Origin of the sequence: Mesorhizobium sp. M7A.T.Ca.US.000.02.2.1, assembly GCF_003996995.1 — a bacterium.
GTDB lineage: Bacteria > Pseudomonadota > Alphaproteobacteria > Rhizobiales > Rhizobiaceae > Mesorhizobium.
In genome coordinates, this window is the sequence record NZ_RZTT01000024.1 from 1 (window position 1) to 18,365 (window position 18,365).

Here is an 18,365-nt window from a genome sequence, read left to right on the forward strand (position 1 = left end):
GGTCAGGCCCGAGGACGTCGACTGGCATGTCGCGCCGGGCTCTGATCAGGCAGAATTGCCCGAAGTGCCTGCGGGCGCGCAACTCGTCGTGCCGCGCGACTTCATCGGGCATGCCGAAACGGCGTTCTGCCATTCCGATCCCGGCCGGTTTGCCTTTCTCTACCGAATGCTCTGGCGGTTGCGCGACGAGCCTAAACTGCTGGAAATCGCGTCGGACCCCGACACCAGGCGGCTTGAGGCCATGGAAAAGGCGGTGCGGCGCGACAGCCACAAGATGCACGCCTTCGTACGCTTCCGGAAAATCGGCGACGGTGCCGATGAGCGCTATGTCGCCTGGTTCGAGCCGGATCATTTCATCGTCGAGCGCAACGCCGATTTCTTCGTCAGGCGTTTCACCGGCATGCGCTGGACGATCCTGACGCCCTATGCCTCCGCCGACTGGGATGGCGAAAGGCTGGCGATCGGGCCGGGCGCGGCCAAGGGCGATGCGCCTGATCAGGACGATACCGAGGCGCTGTGGCGCATCTATTTCGAGAACATCTTCAACCCGGCACGGCTGAAGGTGAAAGCCATGCAGAAGGAGATGCCGAAGAAATATTGGCGGAACCTTCCCGAGGCCTCGCTCATTCCAGACATGATCGCAGGAGCGGACAAGGCCGCCAAGGACATGATTGCGAAGATGCCGACAACACCCGCGCCGCACCACGCCAAGGTGCAGGCACGGCATTGGCCGAAGCAGCCCGCCGAAGCACCGGAAGATGATGCAGACACGATTCCCGAGTTGCGTGAGGTAGCGAAAGGCTGCCGCCGCTGCCCGCTGTGGCGCGACGCGACGCAGACCGTCTTCGGTGAAGGTCCCGACAATGCCAAGGTGATCTTCGTCGGCGAACAACCAGGCGATCAGGAGGATCTCGCCGGCAAACCTTTCGTTGGTCCGGCCGGCAAGGTGTTCGATGCGATCCTGGATGATGCCGGTGTCGATCGGCAAAAGGTCTATGTCACCAACGCGGTCAAGCACTTCAAGTTCGAGCCGCGCGGCAAGCGCCGCATCCACTCCAAGCCGAATTCCGGTGAGATTCAGGCCTGCCGCTGGTGGATCGACCAAGAATTCGAGCTGATCAAGCCGAACCTCGCCGTGGCACTCGGCGCGACAGCGGCGATGTCGCTGCTCGGCAAGGCGATCCCGGTGACAAAGATGCGCGGACAAGTGATCGAGCGCGAGGACGGATTGCGCGTGTTCATCACCATCCATCCCTCCTTCATTCTGCGCATCCGCGAACCCGCGGACAAGGAGGCTGAACGCGAACGGTTCCTGCAGGATATGAAGCAGGTGAAGCGGCTGATGGCCGCCTGATCAGTCTGTTTTTCGCAATTCCGGACGGAAAACCGCTTCACACTTTTCCTGGAATTGCTTCAGCTACCTGATCAGAATTGCCCTGAGATCGTTGACATTCGTGCCGGTCGGGCCGGGTACGAAGAGATCGCCAACCGCGTTGAAGGCCGTCCAGGCATTGTTGCCGGCAAGCATGGCCTTGGCATCGACACCGGCCGAGCGCATGCGCGACACGGTCGAGCCATCGGCGAAGGCGCCGGCATTGTCTTCCGAACCGTCGATGCCATCGGTGTCGGCGGCCAATGCGTGGATGCCTTCGACGCCGTTGATGCCGATAGCAAAGGCGAGCAGGAATTCCGAATTGCGGCCGCCCTTGCCTTTTGCCCGTAGCGTGACGGTTGTCTCGCCGCCCGACAGGACCAACACCGGCTTCGAAAATGGTCGGTTGCGCGTCGCCACTTCGCGCGCGATCGCGGCATGGACGCCGCCCACCTCGCGCGCTTCGCCCTCGATGGCATCGGAGAGGATAACGGCCTCGACACCCTGCCGTTTCGCTTCCGCAGCGGCGGCTTCCAGCGATACCCCGGCCGAAGCGATCAGATGCACCTCGTTGCGCGAAAAACGCTCGTCATCCGGGCTTGGCGCATCGGCGGCCGGCGAATTGATATGCGCCATCACCGAAGCCGGCAGTTTCATGCCATAGGCCGATATCGAGGCCAGCGCGTCGGCGCGGCTGCCTGTATCCGGTACGGTCGGGCCGGAGGCGACCATTGCCGGATTGTCGCCGGGAATATCGGAGACGATCAGAGACACCACCCTGGCCGGCCATGCGGCCGCTGCCAGCCTGCCGCCCTTGATGGTGGAAAGGTGCTTGCGGATGGTGTTCATCGCCGCGATCGGCGCACCCGAGGCGAGCAGCGCCTCGTTGACGGCGATCTCGTCGGCCAGCGTCAGGCTGCCGGCCGGCGACGGCAACAGCGCCGATCCGCCGCCGGAAATCAGCGCCACCACCAGATCATCCTCAGTCAGACCCTGGACCTTGGCGAGCAGGCGCCGCGAGGCTTCCAGACCGGCAGCGTCCGGCACCGGATGCGCCGCCTCGATGATCTCGATGCGCTCGCAGGTCGCGCCATAGCCATAGCGGGTGACGACCAGCCCATCGATGAGGCCGTCCCACACTTTCTCGAACGCTGCCGCCATCTGCGCCGAGCCTTTGCCCGCGCCGATGACGATGGTACGGCCCTTTGGCTTGGCCGGCAGATGATCCCGGATGGTTCGCTCCGGATCGGCGGCGGCGATGGCGGCGTCGAAGATGGAGATCAGGAATGTCTTGGGATCAAGCACGGTCATTCGGCTTCCGGAGGCAATGCCAGGCCGCGCTTGTCGACGCCCAAATGATCGCACAGCGCATCGACGACGACGCCGTGATCCTCGCGCTCCGGCAGTCCCGAGACGGCGATCACGCCAATGACGCCGGCGCCCTTGACGGTCACCGGAAAGCCACCGCCGGCCAGCACGTAGTCGGCAATATCCAGCCCTTCGCCGATCTTGAAGCTGCGGTCCGGGCGCTGCTGTTCCAACACCATACGATAGGTGCTTCTCAGGAACCGTTTGACCACATTGATCTTGCGCCGCGCCCAGTCGGGATTGGAAGCATTCGAGCCCGGCAGCGCGGCATAGAACAGCGGCCGATCCCACAGCCTGATATCGACAATGATCGGCATGGCCTCGGCCAGTGCCCGCTCACGGATCGCCGCGCCGATCTCGAAGGCGACGGCCTCGTCGAACGCCGGGAAGACCAGCGTCTCTTCCTGCTTCTGGATCAGAGCGATGTCGTCCGCAGCGGCCATTTTTGTTCTCCGAAATCGTCACAAATCGTGTGTACGACAAGCTCCGCCCGGTCAAGGTCCCGTCGTCGCGGCCACCTTCTCCCCGAGGGGAGAAGAGACGAGCACGGGCCTCGGCTTCCTCCTCTCCCCTCGGGGAGAGGTCGGATTGTCCCGAATTGCCCTTCGCAATTCGGTTGGCAATCCGGGTGAGGGGTCTTACCCCGCGATCATATCCGCCTTGGCTGCGCGCCCCGCCACATAAACCTCGCGGACAGTGCGGTCGTCGCCAAGCGTCTGCAGGAGAAACAGTTCCTGCGCCAGCGTCTCGACCGTTTCCATCCTAAGCCCCATCGCCGGCGTCGCCCTGGCATCCAGCACGACGATGTCGGCATCGCTGCCTTCATCCAGCGTGCCTATCTTTTCCGCCACCGACAGCGCCTCGGCATTGCCGCGCGTCATCTGCCAGAAGGACTGGAACGGGTTGAGCTTCTCGCCGTTCAGCGCGATCACCTTGTAGCCTTCGTCCATGGTGCGCAGCATGGAGTAGTTGGTGCCACCGCCGACATCGGTGGCGGCGGCGATGCGGAGCGGCTTGTCGCGGCGACGAAAGCGCTGATAGTCGAACAGGCCGGACCCAAGGAACAGGTTGGAGGTCGGGCAGAACACCGCCACCGAGCCACTGTCGGAAAGCGCACTCGCTTCGCGCTCCGAGAGATGGATGCAGTGCCCGAACAGGCTCTTTTTCCCCAACAGCCCGTAGTGCTCGTAAATGTCGGTATAGTCGCGCGACCACGGGTATAGTTCCTGCGTGAAGGCAATCTCAGCGTGGTTCTCCGACAGATGCGTCTGCATGTGCAAATCGGGATGTTCGCGGCACAGCGCGGCCGCCATCTCCATCTGCTCCGGCGACGAGGTGATGGCGAAGCGCGGCGTGATGGCATAAAGCTGCCGTCCCTTGCCATGCCACTCCTTGATCAGCGCCTTCGTGTCGTCGTAACCCGATTGCGGCGTGTCGAGCACGCCGTCGGGCGCATTGCGATCCATCATCACCTTGCCGGCGATGTTGAGCATATTGCGGTCATGCGATTCGGCAAAGAAGGCCTCCGCCGAAGCCTTGTGCACCGAGCAGTAGGCGGCGACCGTCGTTGTACCGTGGCGCACCATCTCGTCGAGGAACAGCCGCGCGATACGGCGGCCATGTTGCGCGTTGGCGAACTTCGTTTCCTCCGGAAAAGTGTAGGTGTTCAGCCAGTCGAGCAGCTCAGCGCCATAGGAGGCGATGACCTGCATCTGCGGAAAATGCGCATGCGCGTCAATGAAGCCGGGCAGCAGCAGATGCGGCCGGTGGTCGATTTTTTTCGCTACCTCGCCGGCTTGCTTTTCAACATCGGCATAGGTGCCAGCGGCGACGATCCTGCCGTCGCGGATCAGCAGGCCACCATCCTCCTCGTAGCGCCAGGCGGCATGATCATCGATGGTTTGCGGCCAGCGCACAAAGGAAAGCGTGCGGCCGCGCAGGAGTGTCGAGGTCATGCTACTTCCCCGCGCCTTCGAACCAGGCCACCAGCAGCGCCCGTTCCTTGTCGGTGATCTGCGAGACGTTTGCGGGCGGCATGGCGTGGCTGCGGCCGGCCTGCAGATAGATCTCGCGGGCGTGGTTGGCGATATCCGCGTCGGTGTCGAGCATCACGCCCTGCGGCGCATGATAGATGCCTTCGTAGACCGGCTCCGCCGCATGGCACATCGAGCAGCGGCCGAGCACGGTGTCGCGCACGGCCGGGAAATGCGCCGAAGCGACATAGATCTGCGCCGCCGCCGATTCCCTGGGTTCGCCGGTCAGCACCTTCGGCGCGGTCGACAGCCAGATGATGACAATGAACAGGACGAGTGCCGCCATCCAGGTCCAGGTCGGATTGCCCTTGCGCGCGTGGACAGAGTTGAAATAGTGCCGGATCAGCACGCCGATGATGAACACCAGCGAGGCGATGACCCAGTTGAACTCAGTGCCGAACGCCAGCGGATAGTGGTTCGACAGCATAAGGAACAGCACCGGCAGCGTCAGATAATTGTTGTGGAGCGAACGCTGCTTGGCGATCTTGCCATATTTCGGATCGGGCTTGCGGCCGGCGATGAGGTCGGCGACAACGATCTTCTGGTTTGGGATGATGACCATGAAGACATTGGCCGACATGATCGTGGCGGTGATGGGGCCCAGATGCAGGAAGGCGGCGCGGCCGGTGAACAGGTGCGTCAGCCCCCAGGCAATGAACACCAGCACGCAATAGAGCACCAGCATCAGGCCGGTATCGCTTTTTCCCAGCGGCGAGCGGCACAGCAGATCATAGACCACCCAGCCGACGCCGATCGTTGCCAGCGACAGCAGGATGCCTGTAGGCACCGACATCGGCAGCACGTTGGGATCGATCAGGAACAGATCGGCTCCGGCGTAGTAGACGACGCACAGCATGGCGAAGCCGGACAGCCAGGTGGCGTAGGATTCCCATTTGAACCAGGTCAGGTGTTCCGGCATTTCGGCTGGTGCCACGAGATATTTCTGGATGTGGTAGAAGCCGCCGCCATGCACCTGCCATTCCTCGCCGAAGGCGCCGACGGGCATGCCGGGACGCTGGCGCAGGCCGAGGTCGAGCGCGACGAAGTAGAAGGACGAGCCGATCCAGGCGATGCCGGTGATGACGTGCAGCCAGCGCACGGCAAAACTCAGCCAGTCCCAGAAAATCGCGAAATCCATCATTGAAATCGTCCCTGCCGATTGGGCGACTTTACGGGTTGGAGCGCAAACGGAAAGAGGCGAGGTGCACGATGACTTTCAAAAAAAAATGGAAAATACTAGGGTAGTTACACGCAGCAGGATGGGAGCCGCCCGAAGGCGGCCTCAGGAAAGCCACGAAACCGCATGGCCTATCTCGACAACATTGCCGTCTTCGTTCGCGTGGTCGAACTCGGCAATCTGTCGGCGGCCGGGCGCGACATGCGGATTTCGCCGGCGGTCGCCTCCAACCGCATCAAGGAGTTGGAGAAGCACCTGGGCGTGCGTCTGTTCAACCGCACGACGCGGCAATTGATGCCGACCGAGCATGGCACGGTTTTTTACGGGGGCGCAAAGCAGGTGCTGGAGGCGATCACCGAAGCGGAAGCCGCGGTCTCGGCGCTTTCCGGTCAGCCGCGCGGCACCATCCGCGTCACCGCCCCCTTGGGCCTCGGCCGTCGGTTGGTGGCCTCGGGCATTCCCGATTTTCACGACAAATACCCAGACATCGAGGTGAGGCTGAGGCTTTCGGACCACAATGTCGACATCATGAAGGAAGGCATCGATGTCGCCTTCCGGCTTGGCATCATCGAAGATTCCAGCCTCAGGATGCGCGGCATCATGGAATGCGAGCGCGTGCTGGTGGCGGCGCCGAAATATCTCGAGGCGCGCGGCGAACCGATCGAGCCGCAGGAACTGATCGGCAAGAAGCACGACTGCCTGATGCTGCGTTATTCCGGCGCGCGCGAATATGTGTGGACGCTGCAGACCCCCACGGGCCCGCAGAAGTTCGAGGTACACGGACCCTACGACACCGACGATGGCGACGTGCTGACCGGCTGGGCGCTTTCAGGCCGCGGCATCATCAACAAGCCGCGCTTTGAGGTCGAGCCGTTCATCCGCGACCGGCGGCTGAAGGTGATCCTGAGCAGCACGCCGCCGACACCGGTGCAGTTCGCCGCCGTGTATCCGCACAAGAAGCTGCAGGATCCAAAAGTGCGGCTGCTGCTCGACTTCATGGCCGAGCGCTGCCAGCGACTGATCAACGATCTGCTAGCTGGAAAATAATGCTGGCCTCCACGTGACCGGCGGTTGGCCCAGCGCCACCGGTTGCCATCCCCTGAAGTGGCGAACATAGTTCGGGTGGTATTTCGTCTCGCAGGCACCATCGATGGACAGCGGCGCCACAATGCATCTTGCCGTTTCGCTGTTTCCGGGGATCGCCGATCCATCGCCGGAACCGGGATTCAGCCGCCTGACTGGTTTCGTGCAAAAGGCCGAAGCAGCGGGCCTGGACATGGTGCTGCTTGCCGATTCCGCACCGGCGTCCGGCGGCGGTGCCGCGAACAGCCCGATGCCCTTCGAAGCGACCACTTTGCTGGCCGCATTGGCGACTGTCACAAGCAGGATCGGGCTCGTCGCCGCGGCATCGACCGTCGCCCACCAGCCATACAATCTGGCGCGCCGTTTCGCCTCGCTCGACATTATCGGCCATGGCCGCAGTGGCTGGAACGCAACCATGACGCAAGCGCCACGGGAAGCAGCCAATTTCAGCCGGCCCGAGGGATTTTCGCCTGACGATTTCCGCCGTCGCAGTGAGGAATATATCGGCATCGTGCAAGGTCTGTGGCGGGGCTGGGATGCGGACGCGCTGCTGTTCGACCAGAGCGGCGGCCGCTTCCATGACCCCGAAAAGATGCATCTGCTCGACCACAAGGGCGGGTTCTTTTCCGTGCGCGGACCGCTGAACGTCGCCCGTTCGCCGCAGGATACGCCAGTGCTCGTCTTGTCGGACCTGAGCGAAGCCGACCTGGATATTGCCGCCCGCACCGCCGATGTCATCCTGCTGGATGACGGACCGTTGGACGGCACGACAGAACGCTACGACGATATCCGGCGCCGTGTCACGGGGTGCGGACGCGATCCGGACGCTGTGAAAGTGCTGACAAACGTCGCGCCTACCGCCAATAGTAAGCTGGCTGCCCTCGCCGACAGGCTGGAAAAGGAATTCCGGGCGAGAGGCTGCGACGGGTTCAACATCCTGATGCCGGCACAGCTTTCAGCGCTCGACGATTTCGTCGATCTGGTTTTGCCGGAACTGAGGCAGCGTGGCCTGTTTCGAGAGAACTATCGCGGCACGACGTTGCGCTCGCATCTCGGGCTTGCCGGCGGAGGTGACCGATGACCGCTCGCCAGATCAAGCTCGGCGCCTTCCTGTGGGCGACAGGCCACCACATCGCGGCCTGGCGCCATCCCAAGGTGCACGTCACCGCCGGCATAGACATCGATCATTACATCCAGCTGGCGCGCACGGCGGAGGCGGCGAAGTTCGACATGATCTTCTGCGAGGACGCCGCCGGCCTGCGCGAAGCCAATATCGGCATTGCCAGCCAGACGTCGCGCTCGATCGGCTTCGAGCCGATCAGCCTGCTTTCGGCGCTTGCCGTCCAGACCAGCCGCATCGGCCTCGTCTCGACGGCCTCGACAAGCTACAACGAGCCCTATGGCCTGGCGCGAACCTTCCTGTCGCTCGACCATCTGAGCGGCGGCCGGGCCGGCTGGAACCTGGTCACCTCGGCCAGCCCCATCGAGGCCGCCAATTTCGGCTCGACCGGCCTCAAGCCCCATGCCGATCGCTATGAGCGCGCGCGTGAATTCGCCGAGGTGGTAACCGGCCTGTGGCACGGCAAGGCCTCCGGCCATGACGGCCAGAGCTTTTCGGTTCGCGACCCGCTCGATCTGCCGCGTTCGCCGCAGGGCGCGCCTGTCATGGTCCAGGCCGGCGCCTCGGATGTCGGCCGCGACCTTGCCGCCCGCACCGCCGACGTGGTGTTCACCGCGGCGCAGACCTTCGAGGAAGCGAAGGCCTTTTACGACGACCTCAAGGGACGTCTGGCGGCCTACGGGCGCGAGCCTGACGACATCAAGATCATGCCGGGCGTCGCGCCAGTGGTGGCGGAGACCGAAGCGGAGGCCCGTGAAAAATATGAGGAATTACAGGCGCTGATCCCCGACGACGTCGGTGTGGCGCTGCTGTCCAGCTATCTCAGCATCTCCGATCTGTGGCGCTATCCGATCGACGGGCCGCTGCCGGACCCGCCGGAGAGCGAGGGGATGAAAAGTCGGCAGGCGCTGGTCATCGAGCAATCGCGCCGCGACAACCTTTCCATTCGCCAGCTTGCCCGCCATTTCGCCGGCGCGCGTGGACATTGGCGCATCGTCGGTACGGCGGCCCAAATCGCCGACGAGTTGCAGGCGCGGTTCGAGAGCGGTGCGGCCGACGGTTTTAACGTCATGCCCGCATATTTCCCGGGCGAACTGGATGCCTTTGCCACGCTCGTCGTGCCGGAACTGCAGCGACGCGGCCTGTTCCGCAAGGAGTACGAGGGCCGCACATTGCGCGACCAACTGGGTTTGAAACAGCCGGTTAACTGCGGCGCAGCCTAGCCTGCCATCACCCTGCCATGCGGAATTTGATGGTCGGCACTTGAGGGTGCGTTGTGACTGACCAGCGCTGTCATGATCTCGGCTGCCGCCAGCGCCGCGATGACCTGCGGGCGCTTGTCCTTGACCGTATCGCCGCCGATCGGCGAGACGAGGCGGGCAAACTCGGCTTCGCTGCCTGCCGCTGATTTCAGGAACCAGTTCCTGAACGTCGCTTTCTTGGTCTTCGAGCCGATCATGCCGACATAGGCGGTGTCGCCGCGCTTCAGCGCCTCGGCGACGATCAGGAAATCCAGCGCATGATCGTGGGTGAGGATGGCAAAGCAGGCGCCGGCAGGGGCATTTCGCACCATCGCTTCCGGCATAGCTGTCAGCCTGGTCTCGACGGTTTCCGGCATGCCTTCCAGTGCCTCGGCCCGCGTCTCGATGACGACGCAATGCACGGGGAGAAGTGCTATCGTCGACGCCAACGCCTGGCCGACATGGCCGCCGCCGAAGACGTAGACACGCGGCAAGTGAGCCTCCTCAGCTTCCGCAGCCGCAACCAGATCGGCGGCAAGGGCTGCATCGGCGAGCCGGATCAGCACTTCGACGCGCCCGCCGCAGCATTGGCCGATTTCCGGGCCTAGCGGGACGTCCAGGGTAGCGCAGACTTTGTCAACCTCGATGCGGGTTCCCCTCCCCCTCGAGGGGAGGGTGGCGGCGAAGCTGCCGGGTGGGGTCGGATCGACCGGGCTCAACGCCCTGGCGGTGCCTTCTGATAGGACCCCCTCTGTCGGCTTCGCCGACATCTCCCCCTCAAGGGGGGAGAAGAGCATCTGCCGGGCCTTGTCGATTGCCATGTATTCGAGCTGACCGCCGCCGATCGTGCCAAAGATCGCCGCCCGCGAGACGAGCATAAATGCGCCCTTCTCGCGTGGCGTCGAACCTTTTGTGCCAGCCACTTCGACCAGGGCAATCCGGTCGGCGCTGGCAAGGAAGTCTCTCAGGCTTTGCACTTTCGAATTCATCATTCGCATTCCCGTGCGGGAAATATAGGTTTTTTCGGCCCGGATTGCACGCATTGCCGACCTTGCGCCAGACTCAGGCGACGGCCTCTTTCTTCAGCCTCTCGATCGCCATCAGCACGCGCTCCGGTGTGGCGGGGGCATCGAGGCGCGGGCAAATCTTGTTGTCGGCGACACTGGCCACCGCATCCGACAGCGCATGCAGCACCGACATGCCGAGCGGGAACGGCGGCTCGCCGACCGCCTTGGAGCGGTGGATGGTCGGCTCGCCCGCTTCCGGCCAGTCGGCCAAGGTGACGTTAAAGATCTTCGGCCGATCGGAGGCGAGCGGGATCTTGTAGGTCGACGGCGCATGCGTGCGCAGCCGGCCCTTGGCGTCCCACCACAGTTCTTCCGTCGTGAGCCAGCCCATGCCCTGGATGAAGCCGCCCTCGATCTGGCCGATGTCTATAGCTCGGTTCAGCGAGCGCCCGCAGTCATGGAGAATATCGGTACGCTCGACCATATATTCTCCGGTCAGCGTGTCGACCGAAACTTCCGAACACGAGGCGCCATAGGTGAAATAATAGAAGGGGCGGCCCTCGCCCTTGTCGCGGTTCCAGTGGATTTTCGGCGTCTTGTAGAACCCCGCCGCCGACAGCTGGATGCGCGCCATATAGGCCTGCTTGACGAGGTCGGCGAAGGCAATTTCCTGGTTGCCAATGCGCACCCGGTTGGGCAGGAACAGCACCTGATCGCGCGGCACCTGGTATTTTTCGGCGGCGAAATCGGTCAGCCGGTCCTTGATCTGGCGCGCGCCATTTTGCGCCGCCATGCCGTTGAGGTCGGAGCCGGACGACGCTGCCGTGGCCGAAGTGTTCGGCACCTTGCCGGTCGTGGTCGCGGTGATCTTGACCTGGTCGAGGTCGATCTGGAACTCTTCCGCCACCACCTGCGCCACCTTGATATAGAGGCCCTGCCCCATTTCGGTGCCGCCATGGTTCAGATGCACCGAACCGTCGGTGTAGACATGCACCAGCGCGCCGGCTTGATTGTAATGCGTGGCGGTGAAAGAGATGCCGAACTTGACCGGCGTCAGCGCCAGGCCCCGCTTGATGAAGCGGCTGTTGGCGTTGAAGGCCGATATTTCGCGCCGCCGCCGCGCATAGCTGGCGCTTTGCTCCAGCTCGGCGACGATGCGCTGGATGATGTTGTCCTCGACGGTCTGGTGGTAGGGCGTGACGTTGCGGCCCCCCTCGCAATCACCACTGGTGCCATAGAAATTCTTTTTGCGGATTTCGAGTGGATCCTTGCCGACGGCAAAGGCCACCTCGTCGATGACGCGCTCGGCGCCGACCATGCCTTGCGGGCCACCGAAACCCCGAAACGCGGTGTTCGACACGGTGTTGGTGTAGAGCGGCGCCGACTGGGCATGCACCGCCGGCCAGAAATAAGTGTTGTCGCAGTGGAACAGCGCGCGATCGGTCACCGGGCCGGAAAGGTCCGACGAAAAACCGCAGCGCGCCGCGAACATGAAATCGACGCCGAGGATATTGCCCTCGTCATCGAAGCCGACCTCGTAGTCGACGAGGAAATCATGACGCTTGCCGGTGGCGATCATGTCGTCGTCGCGGTCGGGCCGGATTTTCACGGCGCGATGGTGTTTCTTCGCGGCGATCGCGGCCAATGCGGCAAACTGGTTGCCCTGCGTCTCCTTGCCGCCGAAGCCGCCGCCCATGCGGCGGATTTCCACCGTGATGGCGTTGCTCGGCACGCCGAGCGCGTGGCTGACCATATGCTGGACTTCGCTCGGATGCTGGGTCGAGGAATAGATGGTGACGTCCTGGTCCTCGCCCGGAATGGCCATGGCGATATGGCCTTCGAGGTAGAAGTGTTCCTGGCCACCGATGCGCATTTTTCCTTTTAGCCGGCGCGGCGCCTGACGGATCGCTGTAGCGGCATCGCCGCGCTTCAGCGTGAGAGGCGGTGTGACGAGCTTGTCCTTCTTCGGGTCAAGCGCGCCGATGTCGGTGACGAAGGGCAATTCCCTGTATTCGACCTTGGCCAGTCGCGTCGCGCGACGCGCCTGCTCGCGCGTCTCGGCAATGACGCAGAAGATTGGCTGGCCATAGAATTGCACCTTGGCGTCGGCAAGCACCGGCTCGTCGTGGCGGCCGGTCGGCGAAATGTCGTTTTCGCCGGGCACGTCCTTGGCCGTCAGCACGTCGACAACGCCGGGCGCTGTGCGCACCGCAGAAAGATCCATGCTGGTAATCGTGGCATGCGTGGCGCTGGAAAGCCCGAGGCAGCCATGCAGCGTGCCGGCCGGTTCCGGCATGTCGTCGATATAGACGGCGGTGCCACTGACATGCTTGTGGGCGGAGTCATGCCGTTGATCGGTGGCAACGCCGCCGGCGATCTTTTCAGCCTTGAGGTTGGGGGCAGCGTGCTTGTTCATCATGCCGCCTCGTGCCTCGAAACCTGGATCGGCTCTCTGGTGCCGCTGGTCTCGGCGAAGAAGCGCAGCAAGAGATTGCGCGCCGCCAGTGCGCGATATTCGGCCGAGGCCCGCATATCGGTCAGCGGAGTGAAATCCCTGGCATATTCGGCCATCGCCGCTTCAACTGCCTGTTCGGTCCACGGCTTGCCGAGCAGCGCTTTTTCGACAGAGGACGCCCGCTTCGGCGTCGCCGCCATGCCGCCATAGGCGATGCGCACCTCCGCCACCGTGCCGTCCTTGGCCAGCGTCAGGAAGAAGGCGCCGAGGGCCGCGGTGATGTCCTCATCGCGGCGCTTGGTGATCTTGTGGACGGCGAATTTTGTGGCCTTGGGAGGAATAGGAACGTGCACGGCCTCGACGAATTCACCTGAGAGCCGGTCCTGTTTGCCATAGGCGATGAAGAAATCCTCCAGCGGGATCGTCCGCCGCTTCTTGCCCTTGCGCAGGGTGAGGCTTGCGCCAAGCGCGATCAAGGGCGGCGGCGTGTCGCCGATCGGCGAGCCGTTGGCGATGTTGCCGCCGATGGTGCCCATGTTGCGCACCTGTTCGCCGCCGATGCGGTCGAACAGCGGCCCCATCGCCGGGATGCGCTTCGCCAACGTCGCGAAGGCGTCAGTGTAGGTGACGCCGGCGCCGATCGAAATGACGCCCTTGTCTTCCGAGATGGTGCAAAGTCCGTCGAGATTGCCTATGAAAATGGCCGGCGAAATATCGCGCATATGCTTGGTCACCCATAGGCCGACATCGGTCGAGCCGGCAACGATGGTGGCGCCGGGTTCCTTGTCCAGCACGGCGGCGAAATCGTCGACATCGGCCGGCACGACCAGCCACGCCTTGGCCGAACCGATCTCGACCCGGGCGCCGTCATGCAGGGCCTCGAGCCTCTCGGTGATCGCCTTGCGCTCCGCGGCCAGCGGATCCTCCGCCGCCTTACCGTAGCTGGAAATGGCATGCGCCGCGCGGATAATCGCCTCGTAGCCGGTGCAGCGGCAGAGATTGCCTTGCAAGGCCTTTTCGATATCCGCGTTCGACGGATTCGATGACTTCATCCACAGGCCATAGAGCGACATGACGAAGCCCGGCGTGCAGAAGCCGCATTGCGAGCCGTGGAAATCGACCATCGCCTGCTGCACCGGATGCAGTTGGCCTGATACGCCGCGCAGATGCTCGACGGTCACGACATGGGTGGCGTCCAACGAGCCGAGGAAACGGATGCAGGCATTGACGCTTTCATAGACCAGCCCGCCGGCCGAGAGCTTGCCGACCAACACGGTGCAGGCGCCGCAATCACCCTCGGCGCAGCCTTCCTTGGTGCCGCGCAGCGACCGCTCTAGCCGCAGCCAGTCGAGCAGGGTCGCGTCTGACGCCACCGACGAAAGCGCGACGTCCCTGCCGTTGAGGATGAAGCGGATTTCTTTGCGGATGCTGATTTTGGCCATGCCTCAGCTCCCCCTGTATGTCGAGTAGCCGTAAGGCGAGACCAGCAGTGGCACATGATAGTGCACGGGCTCGGCCATGCCGAAGCGGATCGGTATCACATCGAGAAAGGCCGGTTTCGGCAGGCTCAACCCCTGCTGGCGCAAATAGTCGCCGGCGGCGAAGACCAGTTCGTATTCGCCGGTGCGGAACTCCGCGCCGGCGAGCAGCGGCTTGTCGCAACGGCCGTCGGCATTGGTGACAACGGTCTTCAAATGTGTCCGTGCCTTGCCGTCGAGGTGATAAAGCGCGATCGACAGTCCCGCCGCCGGTTTGCCGGTCGCCGTGTCGAGGACATGGGTCGTCAGACGCCCGCCATCGGCATTCGACGTTTCTGCCATTGGCCGCCTCCATTTCCGGTACGAGCGAATTGGCCCGGTACGATCAAGTATCAACAGTGAATTGTGCGCCAATTAAAGGCGATGCATAAGTCCCGGTCGAGCGGAGTGCGACAAAAACACTTTCAAAAATTTTCGGGGGAATGCGAGAAGCACCCTTTCGATATCCTGATCATACTTCGGGCCGTGCCCGGCGGGAGGGACGATGCGTTACTGCAGAGACATGCGCGGCTATGGAGCCAATCCGCCGGACCCGAAATGGCCTGGCGGGGCACATGTCGCCGTGCAGTTCGTCGTCAACTACGAGGAAGGCGGCGAGAACTGCGTGCTGCATGGCGACAAGGCGTCTGAAGCCTTCCTGTCGGAAATCGTCGGCGCGGCACCCTGGGTGGGCCAGCGTCACTGGAACATGGAATCCATCTACGAATACGGTGCCCGCGCCGGCTTCTGGCGGCTGCTGCGGCTGTTCACCGAGTCGCAAGTGCCGATCACCTGCTACGGCGTCGCCACCGCACTCGCCCGTTCGCCGGATCAGGTGGCGGCCATGCAGGAAGCCGGCTGGGAGATCGCCTCGCACGGGCTGAGATGGATCGACTACCGCGACCACAGCGCCGAGGATGAACGCCGCGACCTCGAGGCGGCGATCAAGCTGCACTACGAAGTGACCGGCGCGCGCCCGACCGGCTGGTATACGGGTCGCACATCGATCAACACAGTGCGGATTGTGGCGGAAGAAGGTGGTTTCGACTATGTGTCGGACACCTATGACGACGAGCTGCCCTACTGGTTCGAGCATGAGGGCGGCGCGCAGCTCATCATTCCCTATACGCTCGACGCCAACGACATGCGCTTCGCCACGCCGCAAGGTTTCAATTCGGGCGACCAGTTCTTTGCCTATTTGAAGGACAGCTTCGACACGCTCTATGCCGAGGGCAAGGCCGGCCGGCCACGCATGATGAACATTGGCCTGCATTGCCGCCTCGTCGGGCGGCCGGGCCGGGTGGCGGCGCTGAAGCGCTTCGTCGATTATGTGAAGTCGCACGACAAGGTCTGGCTGGCGAGGCGCATCGACATCGCCAGGCACTGGCAAGAGGTCAATCCTTATCAACCGCCGGCGCTCCGCCCATCGAAGATGGAATTCGAGACCTTCGTCCACACGTTCGGCGGCGTGTTCGAGCATTCGCCCTGGATCGCCGAACGCGCCTATGAACTGGAACTGGGCCCGGCGCATGACACCTCAGGCGGTCTGCACAATGCGCTTTGCCGCATCTTCCGCTCCGCCAGCGAAACCGAGCGGCTTTCGGTGCTCAACGCCCATCCCGACCTTGCCGGCAAGCTGGCCAAGGCCAAACGGCTGACGGCGGAATCGACCAGGGAACAGGCCTCGGCCGGCCTCGACGCTCTGACCGACAAGGAGCGCGAACTGTTTTCCAAGCTCAACGCCGCCTACGTCACCACCTTCGGCTTCCCCTTCATCATCGCGGTGAAGGGCAAGACGAAGGAGGAAATCCTGGCGGAGTTCGAGGCGCGCATCGGCAACAGCCGCGGCGTCGAGTTCGAGACCGCCTGCAAACAGGTCGAGCGCATCGCGCTGCTCCGCCTCAAGGACATGCTTCCGCAATAAGTTTGAACCCATGGATACGATCAGAATGCCCGAGCGAACCTATTACGCACCACATGGCGGCCTCCCCGGCCAGAGCGAGCTTCTGACCGGTCGCGCCGTCTTCGCCGAGGCCTATGCCGTCATTCCTAGGGGTGTGATGCAGGATATCGTCACCAGTGCCTTGCCGTTCTGGGACGAGACCCGCGTCTGGATATTGTCGCGACCGCTGTCGGGTTTTGCCGAGACGTTCTCGCAATACATAGTCGAGGTTGCGCCAGGCGGCGGCAGCGACCGGCCGGAACCCGATGCCGGTGCCGAAGGCGCGCTGTTCGTGGTCGAAGGCGAACTGACGGTTCTGCTTGCCGGCAAGAAGCATGTCTTGCGGCCCGGCGGCTTTGCCTTCCTGCCGCCGGCCAGCGGCTGGATGGTTCGCAACGAAAGCAAGGCCGACGTGCGCTTCCACTGGATTCGCAAGGCTTACGAGGCGGTCGACGGTCTCGATGTGCCGGAAGCCTTCTTCGCCAACGAACAGGAGATCGCGCCGACGCCGATGCCCGGCACCGAGGGCCGCTGGGCGACGACGCGTTTCGTCGATCCAGCCGATTTGCGCCACGACATGCACATGACCATCGTCACGCTTGAACCGGGTGCGGTCATTCCCTTCGCCGAGACCCATGTCATGGAGCATGGGCTCTATGTGCTGGAGGGCAAGGCGGTCTATCGCCTCAACCAGGACTGGGTCGAGGTCGAGGCCGGCGACTATATGTGGCTGCGCGCCTTCTGCCCGCAGGCCTGCTATGCGGGCGGCCCGGGCAAATTCCGCTATCTGCTCTACAAGGACGTCAACCGGCACGCCAAGCTCGGCGGCGCCGGTTTCCCTGGGCGGACGCCGTGACGCGGATCATTGCGCGGCCACTGACCCGCGAGAGCTTTGCTCCGTTCGGCGACGTCATCGATATGGGCGGCGACAACCACTACCCGATCAATGGCGGCAGGGCCGAACGCTATCACGAGGCGACCGGACTGAACGCCCGCGTGCTGATCTCGATGGTGCGCGGCACGCCTTACGAACTGCCGTTGAAGCTGAGCATGGTCGAGCGCCACCCGTTTGGCAGCCAGGCCTTCATTCCGCTGTCGCCGCGCCCCTTTCTGGTCGTCGTCTGCCATGATGGCGAGCAAGGGCCTGATGAGCCGCATGCCTTCATCACCGCACCCGGACAAGGCATCAATTACCGGCGCAATCTCTGGCATGGCGTGCTGACGCCGCTCGGCGAGCCTCAGGATTTCCTGATCGTCGACCGTGGCGGCGACGGCTCCAACCTCGAAGAGTTCCATTTCTCGCACGCCTACGAGATCCATCTCCCTTAATTTTTTGTGCGTGTCGTTACCCCAAACCCGGGGGCACTTTGGGCGACATGCGGCAGGAGACCCCCTGATGACGGATATTTCGCTGATCGACCGCCTGCTCGACGTTATCGAGCACGACATCGTGCCGAAGACGGCCGACGGCGTCACCCATGGCAACAAGCTGTTCGGCGCCGCGATCCTGCGCAAGGACGACCGGTCGCTGGTGCTGGCCGAAACCAACAACGAGATGGAAAACCCGCTCTGGCACGGCGAGGTGCACTGCCTGAAGCGCTTCTACGAAATGCCCAGGGCTGAACGCGTCGATACGAAAGACGCCATCTTCATCGCCACGCACGAACCCTGCTCGCTCTGCCTGTCGGCTATCACCTGGACCGGCTTCGACAATTTCTACTATCTGTTCAGCCACGAGGATTCGCGCGACAGCTTTGCCATCCCGCACGACCTGAAAATCCTGAAAGAGGTCTTCACCCTCGATCCCGGCGGCTACAATGCCGAGAATGCCTACTGGAAGAGCTTTTCCATACGTCGGTTGGTGCGAACTTTGCCCGAAGCCGAGCGGCAACGGCTGGAAACACGTATCGGCGCGATTTCGGCGCGCTACGATGAGTTGTCCGGCGTCTATCAGGCGAATAAGGACGATAACGACATTCCGCTGAATTGACGCGGATTGACCAGCCGAATTCGTTGGCTGGCCCACGACGCGACCCCACCGGCTCCATCA

The 18,365-nt window shown here is 63.2% G+C and carries 16 protein-coding genes; 8 read left to right on the top strand and 8 right to left on the bottom strand.

Annotated elements, in window-relative coordinates; all coding sequences use genetic code 11:
• The coding region (locus EOD15_RS04140) for a UdgX family uracil-DNA binding protein (RefSeq protein WP_127408317.1) at positions 1 to 1,354 on the top strand (1,354 nt) is incomplete at its 5' end.
• Between the two features lie 63 nt (positions 1,355 to 1,417).
• Here the strand turns inward: EOD15_RS04140 and EOD15_RS04145 are convergent.
• From EOD15_RS04145 to EOD15_RS04160, 4 genes are all read right to left on the bottom strand, one after another.
• The gene (locus EOD15_RS04145; protein ID WP_127322306.1) at positions 1,418 to 2,683 is read right to left on the bottom strand and encodes a glycerate kinase; all 1,266 of its coding nucleotides are present in this window, start codon (positions 2,681 to 2,683) and stop codon (positions 1,418 to 1,420) included.
• On the bottom strand, positions 2,680 to 3,183 hold the full coding sequence (locus tag EOD15_RS04150) for a heme-degrading domain-containing protein (RefSeq protein WP_127322307.1): 504 nt from the start codon (positions 3,181 to 3,183) through the stop codon (positions 2,680 to 2,682). The genes EOD15_RS04145 and EOD15_RS04150 overlap by 4 nt, the downstream gene beginning before the upstream one ends.
• Before the next feature lie 195 nt (positions 3,184 to 3,378).
• The gene (guaD, locus tag EOD15_RS04155) at positions 3,379 to 4,695 is read right to left on the bottom strand and encodes a guanine deaminase (RefSeq protein WP_127322308.1); all 1,317 of its coding nucleotides are present in this window, start codon (positions 4,693 to 4,695) and stop codon (positions 3,379 to 3,381) included.
• Position 4,696: 1 nt separating this feature from the next.
• Positions 4,697 to 5,914 (bottom strand): urate hydroxylase PuuD, encoded by a 1,218-nt coding sequence (locus tag EOD15_RS04160; protein ID WP_127408318.1) that lies wholly within the window; start codon positions 5,912 to 5,914, stop codon positions 4,697 to 4,699.
• 162 nt (positions 5,915 to 6,076) lie between these two features.
• On the opposite strand from EOD15_RS04160, the gene EOD15_RS04165 reads away from it, so the two are divergent.
• The 3 genes from EOD15_RS04165 to EOD15_RS04175 all read left to right on the top strand — a co-directional run bounded on the left by EOD15_RS04165 (position 6,077) and on the right by EOD15_RS04175 (position 9,376).
• Positions 6,077 to 6,997: a LysR family transcriptional regulator gene (locus EOD15_RS04165; protein WP_027039874.1), complete on the top strand. Its 921-nt coding sequence runs from the start codon at positions 6,077 to 6,079 to the stop codon at positions 6,995 to 6,997.
• Positions 6,998 to 7,100: 103 nt separating this feature from the next.
• Entirely contained in the window at positions 7,101 to 8,114 is a 1,014-nt protein-coding gene (locus tag EOD15_RS04170; RefSeq protein WP_127322164.1) for an LLM class flavin-dependent oxidoreductase, read from the top strand.
• The gene (locus EOD15_RS04175) at positions 8,111 to 9,376 is read left to right on the top strand and encodes an LLM class flavin-dependent oxidoreductase (RefSeq protein WP_127322165.1); all 1,266 of its coding nucleotides are present in this window, start codon (positions 8,111 to 8,113) and stop codon (positions 9,374 to 9,376) included. Before EOD15_RS04170 ends, EOD15_RS04175 begins: the two co-directional genes overlap by 4 nt.
• Here the strand turns inward: EOD15_RS04175 and xdhC are convergent.
• The 4 genes from xdhC to uraH all read right to left on the bottom strand — a co-directional run bounded on the left by xdhC (position 9,373) and on the right by uraH (position 14,676).
• Positions 9,373 to 10,383 (bottom strand): xanthine dehydrogenase accessory protein XdhC, encoded by a 1,011-nt coding sequence (xdhC, locus tag EOD15_RS04180; protein ID WP_127322166.1) that lies wholly within the window; start codon positions 10,381 to 10,383, stop codon positions 9,373 to 9,375. The two genes, EOD15_RS04175 and xdhC, sit on opposite strands and share 4 nt — an antisense overlap.
• A gap of 73 nt (positions 10,384 to 10,456) precedes the next feature.
• Complete coding sequence (gene xdhB, locus EOD15_RS04185; protein ID WP_127408320.1) at positions 10,457 to 12,817, bottom strand: xanthine dehydrogenase molybdopterin binding subunit; 2,361 nt, start codon at positions 12,815 to 12,817, stop codon at positions 10,457 to 10,459.
• The gene (xdhA, locus tag EOD15_RS04190) at positions 12,817 to 14,298 is read right to left on the bottom strand and encodes a xanthine dehydrogenase small subunit (RefSeq protein ID WP_127321369.1); all 1,482 of its coding nucleotides are present in this window, start codon (positions 14,296 to 14,298) and stop codon (positions 12,817 to 12,819) included. The genes xdhB and xdhA overlap by 1 nt, the downstream gene beginning before the upstream one ends.
• A 3-nt stretch (positions 14,299 to 14,301) precedes the next feature.
• On the bottom strand, positions 14,302 to 14,676 hold the full coding sequence (uraH, locus tag EOD15_RS04195) for a hydroxyisourate hydrolase (RefSeq protein ID WP_127321370.1): 375 nt from the start codon (positions 14,674 to 14,676) through the stop codon (positions 14,302 to 14,304).
• Between the two features lie 202 nt (positions 14,677 to 14,878).
• Between uraH and puuE the strand changes: the two genes are divergently transcribed.
• The 4 genes from puuE (at position 14,879) to EOD15_RS04215 (ending at position 18,305) form a co-directional block, all read left to right on the top strand.
• A complete protein-coding gene (gene puuE, locus EOD15_RS04200) occupies positions 14,879 to 16,297 on the top strand; it encodes an allantoinase PuuE (protein WP_127321371.1) in 1,419 nt (472 codons plus the stop codon).
• A 10-nt stretch (positions 16,298 to 16,307) separates the two neighbouring features.
• A complete protein-coding gene (locus EOD15_RS04205; protein ID WP_127321372.1) occupies positions 16,308 to 17,171 on the top strand; it encodes a bifunctional allantoicase/(S)-ureidoglycine aminohydrolase in 864 nt (287 codons plus the stop codon).
• The gene (locus tag EOD15_RS04210; RefSeq protein WP_127408319.1) at positions 17,168 to 17,644 is read left to right on the top strand and encodes an ureidoglycolate lyase; all 477 of its coding nucleotides are present in this window, start codon (positions 17,168 to 17,170) and stop codon (positions 17,642 to 17,644) included. The genes EOD15_RS04205 and EOD15_RS04210 overlap by 4 nt, the downstream gene beginning before the upstream one ends.
• Positions 17,645 to 17,711: 67 nt before the next feature.
• Positions 17,712 to 18,305 carry a nucleoside deaminase gene (locus EOD15_RS04215; RefSeq protein ID WP_127269858.1) on the top strand — a complete coding sequence of 198 codons (594 nt, stop codon included), beginning with the start codon at positions 17,712 to 17,714 and terminating at the stop codon, positions 18,303 to 18,305.
• The last annotated feature ends 60 nt before the right edge of the window (positions 18,306 to 18,365 follow it).

Bases quoted from the DNA above. Each gene is read 5' to 3' on its own strand.
- EOD15_RS04145 (WP_127322306.1), bottom strand. From the start codon at position 2,683: ATGACCGTGCTTGATCCCAAGACATTCCTGATCTCCATCTTCGACGCC.
- EOD15_RS04150 (WP_127322307.1), bottom strand. From the start codon at position 3,183: ATGGCCGCTGCGGACGACATCGCTCTGATCCAGAAGCAGGAAGAGACG.
- guaD (WP_127322308.1), bottom strand. From the start codon at position 4,695: ATGACCTCGACACTCCTGCGCGGCCGCACGCTTTCCTTTGTGCGCTGG.
- EOD15_RS04160 (WP_127408318.1), bottom strand. From the start codon at position 5,914: ATGATGGATTTCGCGATTTTCTGGGACTGGCTGAGTTTTGCCGTGCGC.
- EOD15_RS04165 (WP_027039874.1), top strand. From the start codon at position 6,077: ATGGCCTATCTCGACAACATTGCCGTCTTCGTTCGCGTGGTCGAACTC.
- EOD15_RS04170 (WP_127322164.1), top strand. From the start codon at position 7,101: ATGGACAGCGGCGCCACAATGCATCTTGCCGTTTCGCTGTTTCCGGGG.
- EOD15_RS04175 (WP_127322165.1), top strand. From the start codon at position 8,111: ATGACCGCTCGCCAGATCAAGCTCGGCGCCTTCCTGTGGGCGACAGGC.
- xdhC (WP_127322166.1), bottom strand. From the start codon at position 10,383: ATGAATTCGAAAGTGCAAAGCCTGAGAGACTTCCTTGCCAGCGCCGAC.
- xdhB (WP_127408320.1), bottom strand. From the start codon at position 12,817: ATGAACAAGCACGCTGCCCCCAACCTCAAGGCTGAAAAGATCGCCGGC.
- xdhA (WP_127321369.1), bottom strand. From the start codon at position 14,298: ATGGCCAAAATCAGCATCCGCAAAGAAATCCGCTTCATCCTCAACGGC.
- uraH (WP_127321370.1), bottom strand. From the start codon at position 14,676: ATGGCAGAAACGTCGAATGCCGATGGCGGGCGTCTGACGACCCATGTC.
- puuE (WP_127321371.1), top strand. From the start codon at position 14,879: ATGCGTTACTGCAGAGACATGCGCGGCTATGGAGCCAATCCGCCGGAC.
- EOD15_RS04205 (WP_127321372.1), top strand. From the start codon at position 16,308: ATGGATACGATCAGAATGCCCGAGCGAACCTATTACGCACCACATGGC.
- EOD15_RS04215 (WP_127269858.1), top strand. From the start codon at position 17,712: ATGACGGATATTTCGCTGATCGACCGCCTGCTCGACGTTATCGAGCAC.